This is a genomic window from Propionivibrio pelophilus DSM 12018 (genome assembly GCF_059569095.1).
This window is the reverse complement of record NZ_JCANUT010000002.1, coordinates 112309-131513: the sequence shown is the minus strand read 5'-3', so window position 1 is coordinate 131513 and position 19205 is coordinate 112309. Positions and strand designations below refer to the sequence as shown.

Genomic DNA, 19205 nt, shown 5'->3' with positions numbered 1-19205 from the left:
ACAGGAGCGTACTATGGCGACTCATGCCTACTCGACACTTAGCCGGATTTTTTCGACATGGGCCTCGATTGTGGCGATCGCACTCCTGTTCGTTCCGGGAGTTGCCTTTTCCGATCTTCCGGATCTCATTCAGCGGCTCAAGCCCTCCGTTGTCGCCATCGGTACCTTCGACAAGATGCGGAGCCCAGCCTTCATCATGCGGGGGACCGGATTTGCGGTTGCCAACGGCAACCTCGTGGCGACAAACGCTCACGTCATTCCGCCGTCCCTTGCCGCTTCGGGAAGCGAATCGCTGGTCGTGCGCCTCCCGCAGGGAAACGGAAACTCTCAGCAAAGAACTGCGCGCCTGGTCAGTAACGATGCAGCGCATGACCTTGCCTTGCTTGAGATCGACGGTCCGCCGCTGACTCCTCTTTCATTGCAAACGGACCAAGTCAGGGAAGGGAGAAGCGTCATCTTCATGGGCTTTCCGATCGGCACCGTACTTGGGCTTTCGACGGTAACGCATCGCGCGATCATTTCATCGATTACCCCGATTGCACTGCCTGGCGGCAATTCGCAACAACTTAACGAACGCATGATTCGCCAATTGAAAAGCGGCGCATTCAACGTTTATCAACTCGATGGAACGGCCTATCCCGGCAACAGCGGCGGGCCACTTCTGGATTCGGAAAGCGGCGAGGTTATCGGGATCATCAACATGGTTTTTGTCAAAGGATCGAAAGAAGCGGCCCTGACTCACCCTTCCGGAATAAGCTTTGCGATTCCATCGAGTTTTTTGCAAGAACTGTTGCATAGTTCACGATAGATCCGTGTTTTTTTTACTATATTGAAATCGAATGTCGGGATTTCTTACATTATCATCGGTTTGTCATGCTGTCGGGCAAAGGCGGTATTAAAATACTCAATCAGTCAGCACGTTACAGTAGTCGGCATTTTTATTGCTTTTCGAAGCTTTGTTCTCGGGTTTCAATTTTTCCCGAATTATTGGAGGGGTTGCATTGATGAAATCTAACGAATCTCATGATGTCGCGAGAAATCCGGTGGATTTATCGTCTGCGACTGAGGAAGTGTCAGCTCCCGATAATCTCGAGGCGCATGAAAACAAGCGGCGCCGGTTGATCCGGGGCGCGGTTGCTTGTGCTCCGATCGTGTTGACACTGCGTAGTGGGGCGCTTGCGGCGGCATCGTGTACAGGAGCGAGGTTTGTAGTTCCCGACAGCAACGGTAAAATTGAAGGCGCCGTTAGCGAGAATGACTCTTGCGTTCTAACATACCAACAATGCGACGGTAGTGCTATTGAGACGCAGAGCGCAGACGGCGTCTATCCTCTCTCGCTTGATGGTAGCAATTACCGCTGTATAGCGGATGGTAATGTCATTAAGAATCGGCCCGTTGCAATCGTCAGTTCAGTGAGCGCCACTTCCCTGATAAGTCAGAGATTAGGGATTTGATAGCATTAGCTTCAGATGACCGGCCGCTAGTCTGCGAAAAGCTGGATGACTTATATCTTGCTTTCCAACCTGTTTCCGCCGAGACCCATGTATTTAATGAGGTTACTTTTTTGATCTTGGAATGCTTGGCCAGTGGGCCGCGTTCGTTTGAAGACATCAAGGTGCGGACCGAAAAATTGCTTGGAGTGCGGGCAGGGGAGATCGATACTGGTGATTTCTCCTTTGCCATGGGGCGACTTGAGGAATTGGGCATCATCGAATATCTAAATGATGACCAGCGGCCCCAATGATTATTGGCGAACTGAGTCACCGCGAGTTCCAGAAGCGCTTGTCAGGTGCAGGGGTGAATGTGGGATTCGGTCCGTTCAATCTGCGGATTCGTTCCAACCTTGAGTCTTTCGCTAACATCGCCCACTCGCTGTACGAGCACTATCCGATTCCAGGCCCCGGAGAAATAAACGATTTCCACGTGGAAATATCCGCTCCCCGAGGCGTTCGTCGATTGATTCGGCGGCAGGCGTGTTTCGGCATTGACGGCGATTTTCCATTTGCGCCCTATGCGGTCGAGCATGCTTTTCCGGCTCTCGAATGGGGCGTCAACTGGTGCGTTGCGACCCGGGCGCACCATCTGCTGATGTTGCATGCTGCCGGTGTGGAGCGCGATGGAAAGGCGATCTTGTTTCCAGCCTCGCCCGGCGACGGAAAGTCTACTCTTTGCACTGCTTTGATTCACTCGGGGTGGCGTCTGCTTTCCGATGAGTTCGGGCTTGTCCGTCCGGAGGATGGACTGCTGCTTCCAGTGCCTAGGCTCATCCCGCTCAAAAATGAATCAATCGATGTCATCCGAAAGTTTTCCCGTGAGGCCGTTTTCGGTCCTTCTTTCCTTGGGACACGCAAGGGAACGGTTGCCCACGTCCGGCCACCGTTAGAAAGTATCAGGCGAGCTCAGGAGCCTGCCCGACCACGTTGGCTTGTTTTTCCGCGCTGGAGCCAGGGCGCATCGACTGCGCTTGAGCCGTTGAGGAGGAGCCAGGCGTTCTTGATGGTCGCGACCAACGCATTCAACTACGAAGTATTGGACGAATCTGCCTACCGTTTGGTCAGTAGCATTGTCAGTTCATGCGACGCCTATTCGCTTGTTTATTCGGATCTGAGCGAAGCTGTAGAGATACTTGGCAGGCTCGACCAGTACAGTCATGATTAACAGATTCAGAGAAAATCGTCGGGCACGGCGCCTGCTTCTCGGCGCACTCGCTGCACCGCAGAACTTGCCGTTGCTTTCCAACGATGAGTGGGATCTTCTGCTCCGTATTGCCAGGCGTGCTCGGCTGCTTGGGCGGCTGGAATCCGATCTTTCTCGTATTGGGCTCCTTGAACAAATCCCTAAACGTGCCGCTGAGCACCTCCTGGCTGCTCGCAACGTCATTGTGCATCGTCAAACGCTGATTTCGTGGGAGGTCAATCGCCTGCTCTGGGCTCTCAAGGGAATTGACCAACCGGTGATTCTGCTCAAAGGTGCAGGCTACCTGCTCGGAGATCTCCCTCCGTCTAGAGGACGCATCTTTGCCGATGTCGACCTGCTCGTTCCAGAAGAGAGAGTAGGGGAGGTCGAGGAGAGGCTGATAGAACGCGGTTGGCTAAAAACTCAGATCGATCCCTACGATGAACGCTATTACCGGGTCTGGATGCACGAGATTCCGCCACTACGTCATCGAGAGCGTAATACTGAGATAGATGTCCACCACCGCTTGCTGCCGAAGACCAGCCATCTGAGATCGGATCCCGCGCCGATTTTCGCCGCAGCGCGCCCGCTGTCGAATCCACGTTTGAAAGTACTTGCCCCAATCGACATGGTGCTTCATGCACTGGCCCATCTTTTTCTTGAAGGTGATCCGGATGAGGGATTGCGCCTGCGCGATTTGGTGGACGTTCATGATCTCCTTGGCCATTTTGGCAAGGAAGCTGATTTCTGGGATCAACTGGTGCCTCGTGCCCAGCTTTTAGGCCTTCAACGCCCGCTTTTCCACGGACTGGTTAACGTCCGACGATTTCTTGGAACGCCTGTTCCTCCCGACGTATTGCAACAAATAACTTTTATTGGGCCGATTTGGCCTTGTCGTTACCTGATGAGCGGCCTCATTCGCCTGGCAATTCTCCCCGAGCATCCGGATCATCCTTCGTATCTGGCGGCACTCGCTCGCTGGATGATCTACGTGCGCGCACATTGGTTACGAATGCCCCCCAGGTTGCTTGTCAGGCATCTTTCGCAGAAAGTATGGCTTCGGTTAAGGGGTTATAAAAGGCGGATCGATTTGGCCCAACTAGATCTCAGACAGCAATAGACGGGACTTGATAAAGGATCGTTTTAAGCTTTGCTTTTTCTATCTGGGCTGTATCATGAAACATAGATCTCCTAACAATCAGGAGAAGCACATGTTGTTAAGAAGACTCCGATCGGTCGCGCGACGACTAGTGCATCGAATGGCCAGGAAGACCATTTCCTGGCTCCCCCGGCAACAGCGCTTCAAGGTCTTTCGTTCCTTTGCCGACTGCAATCCGAACCCCAGCCGGCGCCTTGTTCTGAAGATTGCCGAGACGCGTGACGAGTTGGAGGAGTGCTTCACACTCCTGCACGATGCCTATGTCGAAAGCGGCTTCATGAAGCCGGACCCGTCCGGGATGCGCGTAACCATCTACCACGCGCTTCCAACAACAACGACGCTCTGCGCCAAGTATGACGGTCAGGTCGTCGGGACGATCTCCCTGATTCGCGAAAGCGCGCTCGGCGTACCGCTGCAGAAGATTTTCGACCTGACCGGCGTCCGTGAGAAGGAAGGGCTGGTGGCGGAAGTCTCGGCGTTGGCAGTGCACCGCGATTTCAGGAAAACGGGCGGGAGCATCCTGTTTCCCTTGATGAAGTTCATGTATGAATACTGCACCACTTTTTTCGATACCCGGCATCTGGTCATCGCGGTCAACCCCAGCCACATCGAGATGTACGAATCGTTGTTGTTCTTCCAGCGTCTCTCTGCGAACGTCGTCGAAAATTACGACTTCGTGAATGGTGCTCCCGCCGTCGGAGCTACTCTCGACCTTCGCGAAGCCCCCGAGATATTCCGGAAACATTATGAATCGAAGCCGGCAAGGCGAAATCTTTACGCGTATTTCACCAAGATCAAGCTTCCGAACATCGAATTTCCCAATCGACGCTTCTTCACCACGAATGATCCGGTACTGACTCCAGACCTTATCGATTACTTCTTCAACGTTCGAACCAACACCTTCAGAACACTGAGCGACCGCAAGAAGGTGCTTTTGCATACGATTTACGACTTGCCTGACTATCGCGCCGTCCTCCCGGATTTGCCTTCGACGTCAGAGGGAATCCCTGTTCGCAAGCATGAGCGCTTCTCGGTAAGATGCCCGGCCAAGCTCGTTGTTTCTGGCGAGGAAGGTGACCACGAAGTTCCGATCGAGGTCATCGAAGTTTCCCGTTACGGCTTCCAGGCACGGGTCCGGGAATCGCTGCCGTTGAACATCTGGTTCGACACTGTCGTGCAACTGGGGCGCAGCGATGTCTCGCACATCCGCGCTCTTGCACTTCGAGGCCACAGCGAAGGCGACAAGGCGTTCTACGGATTCAGTCTCGGCGAACCCGATCTTTTGTGGCGAAAATTCGTATCGGCGCTGTATCACAGCAAGACGTACATGGACTTGGATACACCGACGCGGTTTCTGCATTGATCCGGGGAGCAAGCCGGCGCGAAAGCGATTTCGATGCAAATTGACAAAACGGACACCGTTCATATATCTAAAACACGCATAATTTGTATTATGTAAAGTTAAGGCACTCATCAGAACTCTAGCCGCAATTGCGCAGCGTACGATCGCCACCTTTGTTCCGCGTTGCTGTTTTTCAGGTTAGCCAGATAGCGACAAAGCAATCTAACCTCCTCCGGATCGACGCCGACTTCCTCAACAAGTCGGCGTTTTTCTCTTTCGATCAGTCGATAATAGCGACGCCTTCCGGCTTGATCGAATCGGCGTTTGTATCGCAGGAACCAGTATAGATTTCGGAGCGTGCTTGACCATGACGGCATAGATACGCGTGTTGTTATTCCGCAACAGCGAGAGGCTATGAACCCGCCAAAAACGGCCTCAAGGAATCCACCGGGATCGAAAGGCATCTGTTTTGATAACGGATCACGCCCCAATTCAGACCAATAAGCTGCCCTTTTGCGTTGACAACCGGACCACCGGACGATCCTTTATCACAGAAAGCCGATAGGAGAATTGATCGGCCCTTGTTGGTGTCGATATATCTATCGACAGCACCTTGACCCACTACCGCAAGCCCTTTGGGAAAACCAAATATCCAAACGTTTTCCCCTTCTTCGATTTCTTCAGCTAGCCGGACAGGTTTTCCAATAAAGCCACCAACGAGAACGCATGCATCGTAATCGCCCAAACTGTAATACTTGGAACCCCTGAATTTTTGCCCAGTTTCCCGGTGCACTACTTGCGGCCAGCCATCCGGCTCTTTCACAACGTGGCAATTAGTCAATATCTTGTCAGGCGCGAGAAGAACGCCGGTTCCAAAACTGAGTTTGTTGCGATCTCGATAATGAACTTCGACCCGATAGATAGCGGATTCAACCAGATAAGGATTAGCCGTTACAGTCGTTGCACTGATCGCCCAAAGAGCAATTGCCACAAGGTATTTCATGTTTTTGACTGGTTTTTGATGTTGTTGTCTTAATCATATCCGCAGCCACCTGGAGGAAATGAGGAATTTTTTCCTTCTTTAAGCTTCTTTGCGCGAACCCTTCGGGCCGGGTGCTGCCAAAGATCCGCTTCGCTCCTGTCCTTCGGACCGGCTTCGCCGCCTTTCCGCCCCCTTTCGCCTGACGCGCTCCGCTTGTCGGATGAAAGCTTTCGTGTCCAACTCATTCTGCTATGAAAATCCTGTCACTGGAAAGGGACATGAAACTGTTAGGAGATAGGTAACAACATAGTAATTGAGGTGCCCCATTCCAAATCTTCACGTACCTTTTTTGTCCACCTGCTGCGATTTAAGATAACGCCTGACTCATCGGAGTCGATCCTGATTCAACGAAAACGAGATGTTGCCCAGAATGACCAAGAAATTTCCCTTGCATCCAAAATACCCCGAGCGGATCTGCTGGGGATGTGACAAGTACTGCTCTGCAGATGCGATGGGTTGCGGCAATGGTTCCGACCGTACGCAGCACCCCGCTGAGTTGCTCGGAGAGGATTGGCTGGCGTATGGCGACTGGGGAATCGACACCGAAGACACTACTGGGAAGGTGTCTTCGCACGCGGATGAATAGCGCTTGCATCCGCAAAAATCATAAGCACTACGAGATTGCCCTCCCGTTCGGGCTCGGAATGGAGATTGTTGCCTGATTCCTCCTGACTGCTGCCACTGCGGCGATGGCAATGCCCGGTATCATCAGCATGCCCACCAGCATCAAGGGATCCAGATGCTCGCGGTCGAAGACGCCGAACAGCATCAGGTAGCAGCCACTGGCGTAGAGCAAGACGCGGCGCGCATCATTCTGCTTGCCTGCTAACAGGGACCGCAGCGCGAGCCCGGCAGCGACCAGAAGCAGAACGCCGATGATGCCGTAGGCGAGCAGAAAATCGAGATACACGTTGTGCGCAAAAGCGAACTTCTCGGGCAGTTCTGGGGCAATCACCCGCAGAAAATAGGCACTACCCGTCCCGGTCCATGCATGTGCGCCGAAATGGCGCAGTACCGCCTCCCACACAATATCCCGCGTATTGAGCACACTGTCGCCGTGGAGCCAGAACGACGGTTTCATCCAGAACAGCAACAGTGCTCCGGCAGCAACCGCGCCGCCGAAGACGGCCACCTTGCGTGGCGACAGCAGAAACAGCCCTAGCAGTGTCGCGACGACCATGGACAACATCGCGTTCCTGCTGCCATTGGCGATCATCAGAATAACCAAAAAGATGGTGAGCGGGCCCCACACCCACATCGGCCAGACCGGTCTGACCGCCAGCAGGATCCAGCAGGCGAGGAGCCCGAGAGGAACGGCCAGCGCGTTGCGATTCATTTCGCTGACAAATCCGTTGACAGCCATTGTCAGTGGCGAGCTCAAGCCGGTCTTGATTTGTTCCAGGCCGAGGTAGGCAATGACGCAGGCGATGCCGATGGCCGTCGCACAGCGGAGGCTTTTGCACCAAATCTGAAAATCCAGTTGGCTGCAGGCGATCAGGCCGAGGACCAGCAGGCTGGCCTTTAGCGTGCGCTCGCCGGCCCGCCAGTCACCGCCAGTGCTGACATCACGGTACAGCATCCAGACGATCAGGATAATAAGCAGCAGAAAGAAGCGCCCTGCTTCGCGCGGATGGTCGCGCCAGGTGAGAAAAGCGAGAGCGCTGCCGGCGATCAGCGGGTACGCCGAACTGACGTGCCAGCCGCTGAAGCGGTCGAGCAGGAGCGTGACGAGAAACCAGGTGGCGAGCGCAATCGTTGCGGTTTGTCTGGAGAGAGTTGGCACGATTACTCCCGCCAATGCTCGGCGACCCAAGGCACCGGAAGCAGGTAGCGCTTCAGGTAGCGATCGAAAGGCACGGTGCGGCTGCCGTCGAAAAGACGCCGGAGATGGGTCAGCGGTGGTTCGTGTACGACGATGTCCGACCAGCGACCGGCGATGGCATCCGCCGGATCCGGCTTGCCGGGAAACATGATGATGCGCGCATCGCGCGGCAGCTTCGCCGGGCGCAGATAGCGCAACGGCCATGGCCCGAGACAATCGAGACGGAAATGTCGCACCCAGGCAGAGGGAAAGAACTTCACGCCGCCGCGCACGCAGTTCGTCACGTAACGCTGCTCGAACTGATAGCGCCCGGCCAGGCCTTCAGGATTCGCCCGAAAATCTTCGAGCAAATAGGCGTGTCCGCCGATCGGAAAACGGAACACCGAGGTCTGCCCCAGCCGTTCCAGCGGCTTGATCCAGTTGCGGGCAAGAAACACGTCGTTCGGATCGCCGCAGGTGAAAAGTTCATCCAGCGAGCCGGTGACGACAACATCGAGATCGAGGAACAACGCGGTTCCGCGCAGTCCGAAAAGATCGGCACTCCAAAGCGCAAGCTTTCGGAACTTTCCCGGCGCATTGGTCGGCACCGGGCAGCCGAGGTCGGGCAGGTCGAAACAGGCGACTTCCGGCCGGATACCGCGCCGGTCGTCGGTGAAGCAGATCACCTGGAACGGCGGGGTGAGATTGCGCGCAACCATGCCGTAGATGCGGTTGACGTATTCGGGGCCGTAGCGCGTACCCCACTTGATGCACAGGACTTGTTTGGTGTTCACAGTTGAGGACACTTCAGTAGGACGGCTTGTTGGCGGAGCCAGAAAATCGCTTGAACTTCAAGGGCATCCCCCTCCAAGGGCATACCGTATGCACAAATCGCAAATGCTCCGTCATCCCGGCCTTCGCCGGGATGACAAACATCTAGTGTGCATACGGTTGCTCTTCAAGGGGTGGGAGTGATTGTTCATACGCATCTCCTCGTTGCTGCCGCTCCGGACCGCGTACGCTTTGACGCCAGCAAGCGCAGCACCCGTCCGGGCGTCTTGAGCAGCTCGAGCCCGAGATAACGATAGGCGGCAGCCAGTTCCGGCCGCAGGAGCACGGCTTGCAGGTGACGTGCATAGCGGGAGCGGACCTCGCGCCAGGTGCGCGGATGCCGTGAGTTGGTGCGAGTGATGCCGTCGTCCAGGTAGCGGATCCGGCGACTCGGGAACGGATAGGCCCAAGGCAACGTGCGCGCCGCCAGTGGCTGGAAGAAGTGCCAGGTTTCGACGCGCAGCGTGCCGTCGAAGCGGATGTCTCCGAGTTTCTTCAGGGAAATCACGTGCGTCTTGTCGCCGCGCAGCGTTCGCCCATAGACGTAGTCGGCGAACCAGTCGACGCGCCCTTCCCGCTCGATGTCGCGCTGCCGTGCCTTGCGGTCGCCGCAGGTGTTGGAGATCAGCCAGCCGGCCTCAGGATGCTCGGCGAGCTTCGCGGCCGCCACTTCCAGCGCCTGCGGCTCCAGCCGGTCCTCGTCGTCCATGAACACGATGTAATCGCAGCCTTCCTGCTCTGCCCGGTCGATGGCGATGTTGCGCGCCCGGTTGGGCCCGCCGTTTTCCGCCGCCCGGGTCACGACGACGCGCGGGTCGGCCAGGAAGGGCGTGACCGGCGCGTAGTCGGCAGTGGACGCGTCATCGCAGATCAGCATCTTCCAGTGCGGGTACGTTTGCGCCTGGAGCGAGTCGATCGCCTCGATCAGGTAGGCCGGCCGGTTGTAGGTCGGCACGATGATCCCGAAAATGGGTGGCTGCGCAGGACCGACGCCGAGCCGCGCGGCGGCCGTCCGTGCCAGCTCCGGGCGGCGATCGGCCGTCAGCAGTGAAAAATCGCCCGAGTCAAAGTGCATCTTCGCCAGCGCGGCCATGCCGACCCGGCGCAGGCGGCGCTCGGCCTGCGCGCCTTCCAGAATCGTGTCGATCAGGTGCGATGGCAACACCCGGCGCGGCGCCAGCGCCACGGTCGGCTTGCCGGCGGCGACCGCCTCGCTGAGCATGCTCAGGCTGTCACGCGTGACCATCACCACGTCCGCCGCGTCGAGGAAGGCGGCCATCACCCGCTCCGGCGCGGCGTGCCACCAGACTGCGTGGATCAGGTACTCGCTGCGAATGTCCCGGCGCAGGCGGGCCTCGACGTCCGGCGGGGTTCGCCGCGAGGTCGACAGCAGCCAGCGCCAGCCCTGCTCGCCGAGACGATTGACCGCGGCAGCGAGATCCGTCCAGTCCTCCTCGGTATAGCGGTGGCTGCGCGAGTCGCCGCCGATCAGCAGTGTCGCCAGGCGCGTGCCGCCGCTTTTATCGAAGGCCTCGCGCAATGCGGCGCCCTTGCCGTCGATTTCCTGCGGGCCGATTTCCGTCAGCAGCATGCCCGTGCCGATTGAGCCGGGATGGCCGGCGATCGGTTGCGGACTCAGCACGACATCGCACCACGCCGCCGGCAGCGGTGCCGGGTCGCCGCAGAAGACCAGTTTCGCCCCCGTCCGGCGGGCCAGGCTGACGGCGTAGAAAAAACCGCGACCGCCGCTGGTGACGATCACCTCCGCCGTGGGCGGAGGTGTGTCGGGTAGCCGGAAAGCCAGCCGCAGCATGCGATCCGGCAGACCGCGCCGGGCCAGTGCGCAGGCGGCCCGCAGCACGGGCCGGAAGATCCCGCGCAGACTCAGGCGCACTGCATAGACCGTCCATTCCGCACCACACTCCGCCGAGAGGGCACGCGCCAACCCGCGCGACTGCACGAGATGACCGGGGCTGCCCTCGTCGATGACGAGAATGCGGCGCACGGTGCCGCTCAAGCGCCCTGCTCCGCAGCCAGCGCTTCGGAACGCTCCCAGGCCTCGCGGATCCACGGCGTCGGGCGGATGAACTTGTAGGTCTTCTTCCAGACCTTGGCCGGCCAGCGCCCTTCGACCGCCTCGTGCGGGTTGGGCACGCCCGGGAAGGCGACGACGCGTGCTTCGGCGGGATGCGACGGCGTTTTCCAGAAACGTTGCGGCCAGGGCGGAACGCAGTGCGTCTTGAACAGCACGCACCAGGCATCGGGCCAGAACACCAGTTCGCGCACAGTGCGCGAAACGTAGGTCTGGGAATTGCGATAGGTCGCCAGGATTGCGTCCTGCTCGGCGATCAGGCGGCTCAGCAGGTACTCGTCGGCGCCGACGGTGAAGCGGTAGACCGAGGTATTGCCGATATTTCGGCCCGGCTGTGTCCAGTTGCGCATGACGATGAAGCTCTTCTCGGGCTGGTAGCTGAAGAAGTCATCCAGCGATCCCAGAACGACCACGTCGAGATCGAGGAACAACCATTGCCCGGACAGCCCGAACAACTGCTCGCTCGTCCCGTAGGTAGTCAGCTTGCGCCAGCCGCGCCGGTTGAACGGAGCCGGAATGGCGATCTCCGGGCAGTCGTGGCATTCGACCTCGGGGCGGATGCCGGTGCGGTCGTCGGTCAGGCAGACGAAGCGCAGCGGGCCGGTCGTGTGGGCGCGCGCCATCGCGTAAAGGCGATTGACGTATTCGGGGCCGTAGAGCTGCCCCCACTTCATGCAGATGACCTGTTTCACCTTTTTCGAGGCTCCATGATGTATTTTTTTGGTTGCCGGGTTGTTCAGTTCCAGTTGCGGGCGACGAAGGACGCGAATTTCCATAGGCCGTACGGCCGCTGCGCGACGTCCTCGGGATCGGGTTTGCCGTGGAAGACGACGATCGCCGCCGAAGCCGGCAGCGGCGTATCCAGGCACGCCGGCGCCCGCAGGCCGAGCCGCTCCCCACCCAGTTTTGCAAGCAGCGGATAAGCCCGCGAGTCGAGGCTTTTCTTGTACGAAACGATCTTTTCGGCGGGCCAGGTGGCCGCCTCGGGAACGCAATGGAAGATCCACTCCTGATCGCCGTTGCACCGCGCCATGACGCCTTCCGCATCGGCCTGGAAGCTCTCCCAGACACGGGCGTAGGCTCCGATCCGGAAACGCATCACCGAACTGTTCCACATCGGGTTGCGCGACCAGTTGCACAGAATCAGGAAATCACCCGGCGCGTCGTACAGGAAATCGATGTTGCCGACGATGACCAGATCCAGATCGAGGTAGAGAAGCTCACCCTGCAACCCGAAAAAGTCCGGCGTGAACAACGAAAGCTTGTACCACCAGCCGGACAGCCCCGGTGTGCAGGCCAGCGGCAGCGGCACGATGCCGGCGTCCAATCCGCTCGGGTCTTCGGTCAGGCAATGAAAGCGGAACGGCCGCTGCAGATGCCGGGCGACCATGCGGTAGAGCCGGTTAACGTACTCGGGACCGTACTTCGTCCCCCATTTCAGGCAGACGACGTTGAGCACGTCCGGCGATTCAGCGACTGAAGGCAAGCGCGCCGCCTTTCTCGGGAGACGCCACCAGCGACTGGTAGGTGTCCAGGGTGTCGTCCAGCATGTGTTTCAACTCCAGTTGTTCCGGCAGCGCCGCCGGCCGGGAGTGCGTGTCAAGGATGCGCAGGCAGGTGTTCACCAGCCCACGGCGATCGCCCGCGGCGACCTTCCCAGTCGGGAACATCGTCGAGAGCAGTTCGCCGACGCCGCCCTGCGCGTAGCCGGCCACCGGCACACCGAGCGCCAGTGCTTCGAGCACGGTGCGGCCGAAGGCCTCCGGCTGCGTCGATAGCGACAGCGCCAGTGTGCTGACGCTGAAAATTTCCCGCAGATCGCCGCGATGGCCGGTGAAGGTGAGATCATTCTCCAGCCCTTTTTCCTTCGCCGCGGCTTCCAGTTCCGCCAGATAGGGACGATGGCGGGCCTCCGCTTCGCCAACCACGACACCGTGGATATCCAGCACGCGCTCCTTCAGTTCAGCCAGCAGCGCGATGAAGTCGTGATGCCCTTTCAGCCGCGTGATCCGGCCTGGTAAAACGATCAACCGCTTGCCGGAAAATTGCGGCCAGGCGGCTTGCCAGTCGCGCAGCCACTCGGGCGACGGGCGGAAATCCGGACGATAGAGCGCCGGATCGATGCCGCGCGGGATCACGCGCAAGGTCGAGCGGTCCCACGAGGGGTAGTTCTCGCGCAGATAGTCGGCGATCGACGCCGAAACGGCGATCACCTTCTCGCCCCGGGTCATAACCGCGCTGTAGAAACCGACCGAGTAATAGCCGTGGACGGTGGTCACCAGCCGCGGCCGCCGCCCGGGCGCCATTCCCCGCCAGGCGAGATAGCAGATCCAGGCAGGCAGACGGGAACGCACATGCAGCACGTCCACCTGCTGTTCTTCGAGAAATTGCCGCAACGGGCCGATCAGACGCAGCGTGCGCAGCGACTTCTTGCCGATCGGCCAGGGGAAATGTTCGGAGCCTTCACGCTCGAGCTGCGCGGCCATGCGGCCGCCCGCCGACATGACCAGTGAGCGGTGCCCATGGCGTGACAGATGCGCTGCTACCTCCAGCGTGCCGCGCTCGACGCCGCCGCCCTCGAGCGCCGGGAGAACCTGCAATACGGTCAGACGTTGGGATACCAAAATTGCTTGATCCATTTCGCGCAGCGCGCGGCTTCGTTGATTTGTGCAGAGAGGCGTGGCAGCGTCTGCCCCGGTTGCCAGTGGCGGAAACGGGTCACCCAGCCGGACTGAACCAGGCGCTCCAGACCGCGGGCAACGCGACTGGACTGTCGCTGCGGCAGATCGAAGACGCCAACGCCCGAGCCGGAGGTCAGCGCTTCATAAACCATCGAGACGCTGTCCGGCGTCACCCACACCTGCCCGGCCCGGGCCATGACCGTATGCAGCCATCCCTGCGCCGTCTGCTGGAAAGGAATGACCTCGAGATTGGGATACGCCAGTGCCAGCAATTCGTCGAGCAGCGATGCCGGCGTGCGCGGCGAGGTCGTCAGTGTCCAGCGCACCTGCGGCGTGCCCTCGACCAGTTTCGCCACCCCCGCCAGAATCTCCCCGTCGTGCCACTCGTAGTGGCGCGAGATGCCGCCGAGCAGGATCAGGCCGACGTTCGGATCGGCGTCGGCCGAGCGCTGCATGGTGTTCAGGGCACCTTGTGTCAGCACCACCCGTTTCGACGGAGCCACACCGTCGTGCAACGGGATCAGACACAAGTCGAATAGCCAGCGCGGCAGGGTCGGCTTCATCAGCACCACCGTTTTCCCGCCACGCGCGCGGCGAGCGGCCAGGATGTTGAGGTGTGTCGCGTGGCCGGCACCGATGATCAGGTCAGGCGCAGGGCAATTGTCGCCCGGCGGATAGCTGCCGCTGACCAGATGCGCCAGCGCCTGAGCCGTGGGTACCGCCTTGAATTCGACTTCCTCGATCGGCAACTCCTCACGCAGCGCCTGGATCAGGCCTCTGATCTGCTGGCGATGGCCGGGCTTGCCGTCGGTGATGCTCCAGATTACGTAGGGGCGAGAATTTCCGCTCATGCCGATTACTCCAGAATGCGTCGATGCAATTGCACACTTGTGCATCTGGATTGTGCGAAGTTTTGGTGACGGAATGGTTACGGCGAAGTGAAGGTCCGGTTACTTCGACAGGGAATGGCGATGCCCCCGTTCGACGCCTGGAACGGGCTTCAGGCCGTTGCGAAAATCCGCGCCGGTCGATACTTGATGCGGAAGTTCGCGCTGATGCGCTGCCAGGCATCGGACTCATCGGAGAACGCGGCAGTGCTGAGCGGGTTGGTATCCAGCCAGGTATCGGGCAACTCGATCTCGTAGCCTGTGGCGGACTTCGTTCCGCTCGCTCTGACACGAATGTCCGGGAGCGGTCGGTCATCGCGAGAGCGGCGCAGCAGGACGGCGAGCCGCAGACAGAACACCAGGTCCCACAGCGCATCACCTTTCGGCAGCGTGTCGAGTTTTTCCAGCTTGCCGCGTTGTCCGAGCACGATCCGGGCAAGTTGCGCCTGGTCCTTGTGCGAAAAGCCGGGCATGTCGGCCGACTCGAGAATGTAGGCGCCATGCTTGTGATAGCCGCCGTGGGCAACCGACAGGCCGATCTCATGCAACGCCGCCGACCATTGCAGGAAACGGCGCGCGTTTTCGTGCTCCTGTTTTTCCTTTGCAGCGAACCGGTCGGACCCGCCGTGCAACTGCTCGAAGAACGCCATCGCCGTCTGTTCGACCCGCACCGCCTGACGCGGATCGACGTGGTAGCGGCGCTTGAAATGGCGCACCGTCGTATCGCGCATGTCGCGCTGATGGAAGCGCCCGAGAAGGTCGTAAAGCACGCCCAGACGCAGGGCACCACCGGCATATTGCATGTGTTCGATGCCCAGTTCGGCGAAGATCGCGCACATGATGGCGACGCCGCCCGGCAGGACCGGCAACCGCTCCAGCGGCAGGTTGCGGAGCGCCAGACGATCGACCGAGCCGGCCTGGATCATCGCGCTGCGCAGAGCCTCGAGACCGCGCCGGGTAATGCCGCCGATACCGCCGGGATTGAATCCGTTCGCTTCGAGCAACTCGGCGATGGCCCGCGCCGAACCGGACGAGCCGACGGCTTCGTTCCAGCCGACCTGAGCATACGCAGCGGCGAGACGCTCGATCTCCTGCCCGGCCGCCGTCTCCGCCTCGCGGAAGCGCTTCTTGTCCATCTTGCCGCCGGGGAAGAAGCGCATCGAATAACTGACGCAGCCCATGTACAGCGACTCCATCAGCAGTGGTTTCACTTGCCGGCCGATGATGAATTCCGTCGACCCGCCGCCGATGTCAACGACGAGGCGCTGTCCCTCGGAAGGCGGCAGCGCGTGCGCCACGCCGATGTAGATCAGCCGCGCCTCTTCGCGCCCGGCGATGATCTCGATCGGGAAGCCCAAGGCCTCCTCGGCCCGTGGCAGAAAGTCATGCGCGTTCCGCGCAACGCGCAGCGCATTGGTACCCACCACGCGTACCGCGCTGATATCGAACCCGCGCAGACGCTCGCCGAAGCGGCCCAAGGCGATCAATGCGCGCTGCTGCGCAGGCTCGTCGAGCTGCTTGTCCGGGGTTATTCCGGAGGCAAGCCGTACCGACTCCTTGATCGAGTCCATCGGATAGATCTGGTCATCGATGACGCGACCGATCTGCAGCCGGAAACTGTTCGAGCCGAGATCGACGGCGGCGAAATACTCGTACTCCCGGGAAGCTGCTGCCTCGGTGGAGTTGTCGACCACACGTAACATCGCTGCTCCCTTCGTTATTTTTTCCAGATTACGCGGACGACATATTTATCCGGCTTGCTCATCGGTCGCCATTATCGATCCGACATGTTACAGAGAGATGACAGCCCGCTTGCCGGCACGGGTTCTGTGACCTTTTCGAAGCCTGTTGTCATCGGACTGTAACCAAACTTTAACAATCCGGGCGTAGCATGGTTTTGATTCTTGTGTCCCGACGAGCCGTCGGGCGCCTGCCATTCAGCCTTTCTGCTTACTCAAAATCCGGGTTCAGTCATGAGCGACAAAGAAAACCAGAAAATCTCCGACGCGAAGCACCGCGAACGGATATACAAGGAACTTCTCGATTCATTCGATGAAGAACTGGAGATGGAATTCGACGATGAGCGTCTGAGCACGCTCATCTCCGAAATCGGCGAAGCGTCCGATTCACCACTGGACGAACGCAGCGAGCTCAAGCGCGGTGTTTACTTCAAGGAATTGTTTCGTCTCCAGGGCGAACTGGTGAAGCTGCAGGACTGGGTCGTGCACAAGAAGCTGAAGGTCGTCGTCCTTTTCGAGGGGCGTGACGCCGCCGGCAAGGGGGGCGTCATCAAGCGCATCACCCAGCGCCTCAACCCGCGGGTATGCAGCGTCGCCGCGCTGACCGCGCCGAGCGAGCGGGAAAGGACGCAATGGTATTTCCAGCGCTACGTCGCTCACCTGCCGGCCGCCGGCGAAATGGTCCTGTTCGATCGCAGCTGGTACAACCGCGCTGGCGTCGAAAAGGTCATGGGCTTCTGTACCGAGAACGAATACGAGGAGTTTTTCCGCTCGGTGCCGGAATTCGAGAAGATGCTGATCCGCTCCGGAATCATCCTCATCAAGTACTGGTTCTCGATTTCCGACAACGAGCAGCACTTCCGCTTCACCATGCGCATCCACGACCCGCTCAAGCAGTGGAAACTCAGCCCGATGGACATGGAGTCACGCCGGCGCTGGGAGCAGTACACCAAGGTCAAGGAAACAATGCTGGAGCGCACGCACATCCCCGAAGCGCCGTGGTGGATCGTCGAAGCCGACGACAAGAAGCGTGCTCGCCTGAACTGCATCTCTCACCTGCTCAGCCAGGTGCCTTATGACGAATACGAGCGCGAGCCGGTCACGCTGCCGGAGCGGGTGCATAACCCCGACTACCTTCGCCACCCCGTGCCGCCGGAGATGTACGTGCCGGCAGTCTACTGAGCCGGGGCCCGTTATCTACCGCCCTCCTCGGCTTTATCCGCTCTGGCAGCCTGGGGCGGAAGCAATAACAAATCTGCAACTTGCCGGTTTTAGACTGAACGTTTCATAACTTTCAGCATGCCTCAAACATGAACATTCGAGAGAGCGTCCGGTTAAAAATTCTCGCAGCCATTGTTCCTGCAACACTCGTCACCCTGGTGGCCATGGCCTTCGCGCTTTTCCAGCTTTATTCGGTCTCCAACGGCTTCATCCGATTCATCGATCAGGATGTCACGAAGCTGTATGAGTACGGCAACATGTACGAGGGCGCGATCAACGGCGGCCTGGCCATCCGCAATTTGATCCTCGATCCGAAAGACGGCGCGGCGAAAGACAACCTCGCGCAGGCCAATACGGCATTCAAAGGGGCCCTCGATCGGGTGGCCGCCATGGCCGAGAAGGACTCGGCAGATGCCGATGTTCTTGGCAAGATCGAAGGGCGGCGGGAAATGCTGCAGGACTTGCGCGAGATGTACGTGGAGATCGCGGGAACGCTGGCGGATACGGGGGAGCGTTTCGTTCGCGAGGAAGCCCCGTTGTGGCGCGACGTAAAAAGCGACCTGGGAAAGTTGCACGAAGCGGAGTATCAGCGCTTCTCCGACATAAAGAATGAAATGGTCGCGCGCGCCAACACGGCCTTGCGCATCAGCATCGGCCTGGCTGTTATCGCGTGCGTGCTCGGAGGAATACTGACGCTCTCCATCCTCAGCCGGATTCGCCAGTCGCTGGTCACCCTGCGTGATTCAATGCACTCCATTTCAGAGGGGCACGCCGATCTGACGGCGCGCATCGAGGTTGGCAGCGAAGACGAGATCGGCCAGACCTCGCGCGCATTCAACCGCTTCCTGGAAAAACTTCATGGTCTGGTTGGCGAGGCTCAAAGCGGCGTGGGCAAGGTAGCGTCGGAAATCAATCTTGTCAGCGCCCATATCCACGAGGTAACGCAGGCATCCAACACGCAGAGCAGTTCGGCGGGCCAGGCGTCGTCATCGATGCAGCAACTGAATGTGCATATCGCCTCGGTGGCGGAAACAGCGGCGGATGTCCGCAATCTGGCAAAGGAAAGCGTGGTGCGGACGCAGTTCAGCGACCAGCAGATGGTCGAGTTGACCGGCCAGATCGAGCAGGTCCAACTGGCCATCAATCACATCGAGGCAACGATCGGCACCTTCCTCAAGCACACGGCAGAAATTACCAGCATGACCGGCCAGGTGCGGGAAATCGCCGAACAGACCAACCTGCTGGCGCTGAATGCCGCCATCGAAGCGGCTCGAGCCGGGGATCAGGGGCGTGGCTTCGCGGTCGTTGCCGATGAAGTTCGCAAACTGGCAGAGAAATCGGGCGAGTCCGCAAACAGCATCAAGTCGATAACCAGAGTGCTGGAAGAACACTCCGGCAATGTTACCGTGGCCATCCAGAATGGAAACCAGGCGATCACCAGCAGTGCCGCCCGTCTGGCAGAAGCACGAAAGGCGCTGGAAGAGGCGAAGCAGTCGACCGAACGGTCCGGCAGCGGCGTCGACCGAATCGTCGATTACGTCAATGAACAACTGGGCTCGAGCCAGAGCGTCGCGCGCAACGTCGATGACATCGCACGCATGGTCGACAATACCCGGGATGCCGTGCAGCAGATCTTTGCCGCGATCAAATCGATCGATGGCATGGCGTCGCAACTGGATGGCTCGTTCGCACGCTTTCAGACCTGATCGGTCGAAACGAATCATGGAACTGATT

General features: G+C 59.3%; 17 protein-coding genes. 8 read left to right on the top strand and 9 right to left on the bottom strand.

Features of this window, described 5'->3' with window-relative positions:
- Positions 1 to 13: 13 nt before the first annotated feature.
- The 5 genes from BO74_RS01995 (at position 14) to BO74_RS01975 (ending at position 5198) form a co-directional block, all read left to right on the top strand.
- Positions 14 to 808, top strand: a complete 795-nt coding sequence (locus BO74_RS01995; RefSeq protein WP_496439631.1) for a S1C family serine protease — start codon at positions 14 to 16, stop codon at positions 806 to 808.
- A 642-nt stretch (positions 809 to 1450) separates the two neighbouring features.
- Positions 1451 to 1744 (top strand): HPr-rel-A system PqqD family peptide chaperone, encoded by a 294-nt coding sequence (locus BO74_RS01990; RefSeq protein WP_496439630.1) that lies wholly within the window; start codon positions 1451 to 1453, stop codon positions 1742 to 1744.
- The gene (locus tag BO74_RS01985; RefSeq protein ID WP_496439629.1) at positions 1741 to 2658 is read left to right on the top strand and encodes an HprK-related kinase A; all 918 of its coding nucleotides are present in this window, start codon (positions 1741 to 1743) and stop codon (positions 2656 to 2658) included. Before BO74_RS01990 ends, BO74_RS01985 begins: the two co-directional genes overlap by 4 nt.
- Entirely contained in the window at positions 2651 to 3796 is a 1146-nt protein-coding gene (locus tag BO74_RS01980) for a nucleotidyltransferase domain-containing protein (protein ID WP_496439628.1), read from the top strand. The genes BO74_RS01985 and BO74_RS01980 overlap by 8 nt, the downstream gene beginning before the upstream one ends.
- A gap of 139 nt (positions 3797 to 3935) precedes the next feature.
- Entirely contained in the window at positions 3936 to 5198 is a 1263-nt protein-coding gene (locus BO74_RS01975; RefSeq protein ID WP_496439627.1) for a GNAT family N-acetyltransferase, read from the top strand.
- Positions 5199 to 5589: 391 nt separating this feature from the next.
- On the opposite strand, the gene BO74_RS01970 is transcribed toward BO74_RS01975, so the two are convergent.
- Positions 5590 to 6180 (bottom strand): S1 family peptidase, encoded by a 591-nt coding sequence (locus tag BO74_RS01970; RefSeq protein ID WP_496439626.1) that lies wholly within the window; start codon positions 6178 to 6180, stop codon positions 5590 to 5592.
- 409 nt (positions 6181 to 6589) lie between these two features.
- On the opposite strand from BO74_RS01970, the gene BO74_RS01965 reads away from it, so the two are divergent.
- Complete coding sequence (locus tag BO74_RS01965; RefSeq protein WP_496439624.1) at positions 6590 to 6805, top strand: DUF3079 domain-containing protein; 216 nt, start codon at positions 6590 to 6592, stop codon at positions 6803 to 6805.
- A 27-nt stretch (positions 6806 to 6832) separates the two neighbouring features.
- On the opposite strand, the gene BO74_RS01960 is transcribed toward BO74_RS01965, so the two are convergent.
- The 8 genes from BO74_RS01960 to ppx all read right to left on the bottom strand — a co-directional run bounded on the left by BO74_RS01960 (position 6833) and on the right by ppx (position 16214).
- Positions 6833 to 8002, bottom strand: a complete 1170-nt coding sequence (locus BO74_RS01960; RefSeq protein ID WP_496439623.1) for an O-antigen ligase family protein — start codon at positions 8000 to 8002, stop codon at positions 6833 to 6835.
- Between the two features lie 2 nt (positions 8003 to 8004).
- Entirely contained in the window at positions 8005 to 8814 is an 810-nt protein-coding gene (locus BO74_RS01955; RefSeq protein ID WP_496439622.1) for a hypothetical protein, read from the bottom strand.
- Between the two features lie 185 nt (positions 8815 to 8999).
- Positions 9000 to 10868: an ELM1/GtrOC1 family putative glycosyltransferase gene (locus BO74_RS01950; protein WP_496439620.1), complete on the bottom strand. Its 1869-nt coding sequence runs from the start codon at positions 10866 to 10868 to the stop codon at positions 9000 to 9002.
- Entirely contained in the window at positions 10865 to 11635 is a 771-nt protein-coding gene (locus BO74_RS01945; RefSeq protein WP_496439619.1) for a hypothetical protein, read from the bottom strand. The genes BO74_RS01950 and BO74_RS01945 overlap by 4 nt, the downstream gene beginning before the upstream one ends.
- Before the next feature lie 44 nt (positions 11636 to 11679).
- A complete protein-coding gene (locus tag BO74_RS01940; RefSeq protein WP_496439618.1) occupies positions 11680 to 12429 on the bottom strand; it encodes a hypothetical protein in 750 nt (249 codons plus the stop codon).
- Entirely contained in the window at positions 12413 to 13582 is a 1170-nt protein-coding gene (locus tag BO74_RS01935) for a glycosyltransferase (RefSeq protein ID WP_496439617.1), read from the bottom strand. The genes BO74_RS01940 and BO74_RS01935 overlap by 17 nt, the downstream gene beginning before the upstream one ends.
- Entirely contained in the window at positions 13549 to 14475 is a 927-nt protein-coding gene (locus BO74_RS01930) for a mitochondrial fission ELM1 family protein (protein ID WP_496439615.1), read from the bottom strand. Before BO74_RS01930 ends, BO74_RS01935 begins: the two co-directional genes overlap by 34 nt.
- Positions 14476 to 14624: 149 nt before the next feature.
- Positions 14625 to 16214 carry an exopolyphosphatase gene (gene ppx / locus BO74_RS01925; RefSeq protein ID WP_496439614.1) on the bottom strand — a complete coding sequence of 530 codons (1590 nt, stop codon included), beginning with the start codon at positions 16212 to 16214 and terminating at the stop codon, positions 14625 to 14627.
- Between the two features lie 270 nt (positions 16215 to 16484).
- Here ppx and ppk2 point away from each other — a divergent pair, with 270 nt between their 5' ends.
- Positions 16485 to 17432 (top strand): polyphosphate kinase 2, encoded by a 948-nt coding sequence (gene ppk2, locus BO74_RS01920; protein ID WP_496439612.1) that lies wholly within the window; start codon positions 16485 to 16487, stop codon positions 17430 to 17432.
- Positions 17433 to 17560: 128 nt separating this feature from the next.
- A complete protein-coding gene (locus BO74_RS01915) occupies positions 17561 to 19177 on the top strand; it encodes a methyl-accepting chemotaxis protein (RefSeq protein WP_496439611.1) in 1617 nt (538 codons plus the stop codon).
- The last annotated feature ends 28 nt before the right edge of the window (positions 19178 to 19205 follow it).

What these genes read in the sequence shown, in the direction of transcription:
- BO74_RS01995 (WP_496439631.1), top strand. Translation starts at nt 14, where the DNA reads ATGGCGACTCATGCCTACTCGACACTTAGCCGGATTTTTTCGACATGG.
- BO74_RS01985 (WP_496439629.1), top strand. Translation starts at nt 1,741, where the DNA reads ATGATTATTGGCGAACTGAGTCACCGCGAGTTCCAGAAGCGCTTGTCA.
- BO74_RS01980 (WP_496439628.1), top strand. Translation starts at nt 2,651, where the DNA reads ATGATTAACAGATTCAGAGAAAATCGTCGGGCACGGCGCCTGCTTCTC.
- BO74_RS01975 (WP_496439627.1), top strand. Translation starts at nt 3,936, where the DNA reads ATGGCCAGGAAGACCATTTCCTGGCTCCCCCGGCAACAGCGCTTCAAG.
- BO74_RS01970 (WP_496439626.1), bottom strand. Translation starts at nt 6,180, where the DNA reads ATGAAATACCTTGTGGCAATTGCTCTTTGGGCGATCAGTGCAACGACT.
- BO74_RS01965 (WP_496439624.1), top strand. Translation starts at nt 6,590, where the DNA reads ATGACCAAGAAATTTCCCTTGCATCCAAAATACCCCGAGCGGATCTGC.
- BO74_RS01935 (WP_496439617.1), bottom strand. Translation starts at nt 13,582, where the DNA reads ATGGATCAAGCAATTTTGGTATCCCAACGTCTGACCGTATTGCAGGTT.
- BO74_RS01930 (WP_496439615.1), bottom strand. Translation starts at nt 14,475, where the DNA reads ATGAGCGGAAATTCTCGCCCCTACGTAATCTGGAGCATCACCGACGGC.
- ppx (WP_496439614.1), bottom strand. Translation starts at nt 16,214, where the DNA reads ATGTTACGTGTGGTCGACAACTCCACCGAGGCAGCAGCTTCCCGGGAG.
- ppk2 (WP_496439612.1), top strand. Translation starts at nt 16,485, where the DNA reads ATGAGCGACAAAGAAAACCAGAAAATCTCCGACGCGAAGCACCGCGAA.
- BO74_RS01915 (WP_496439611.1), top strand. Translation starts at nt 17,561, where the DNA reads ATGAACATTCGAGAGAGCGTCCGGTTAAAAATTCTCGCAGCCATTGTT.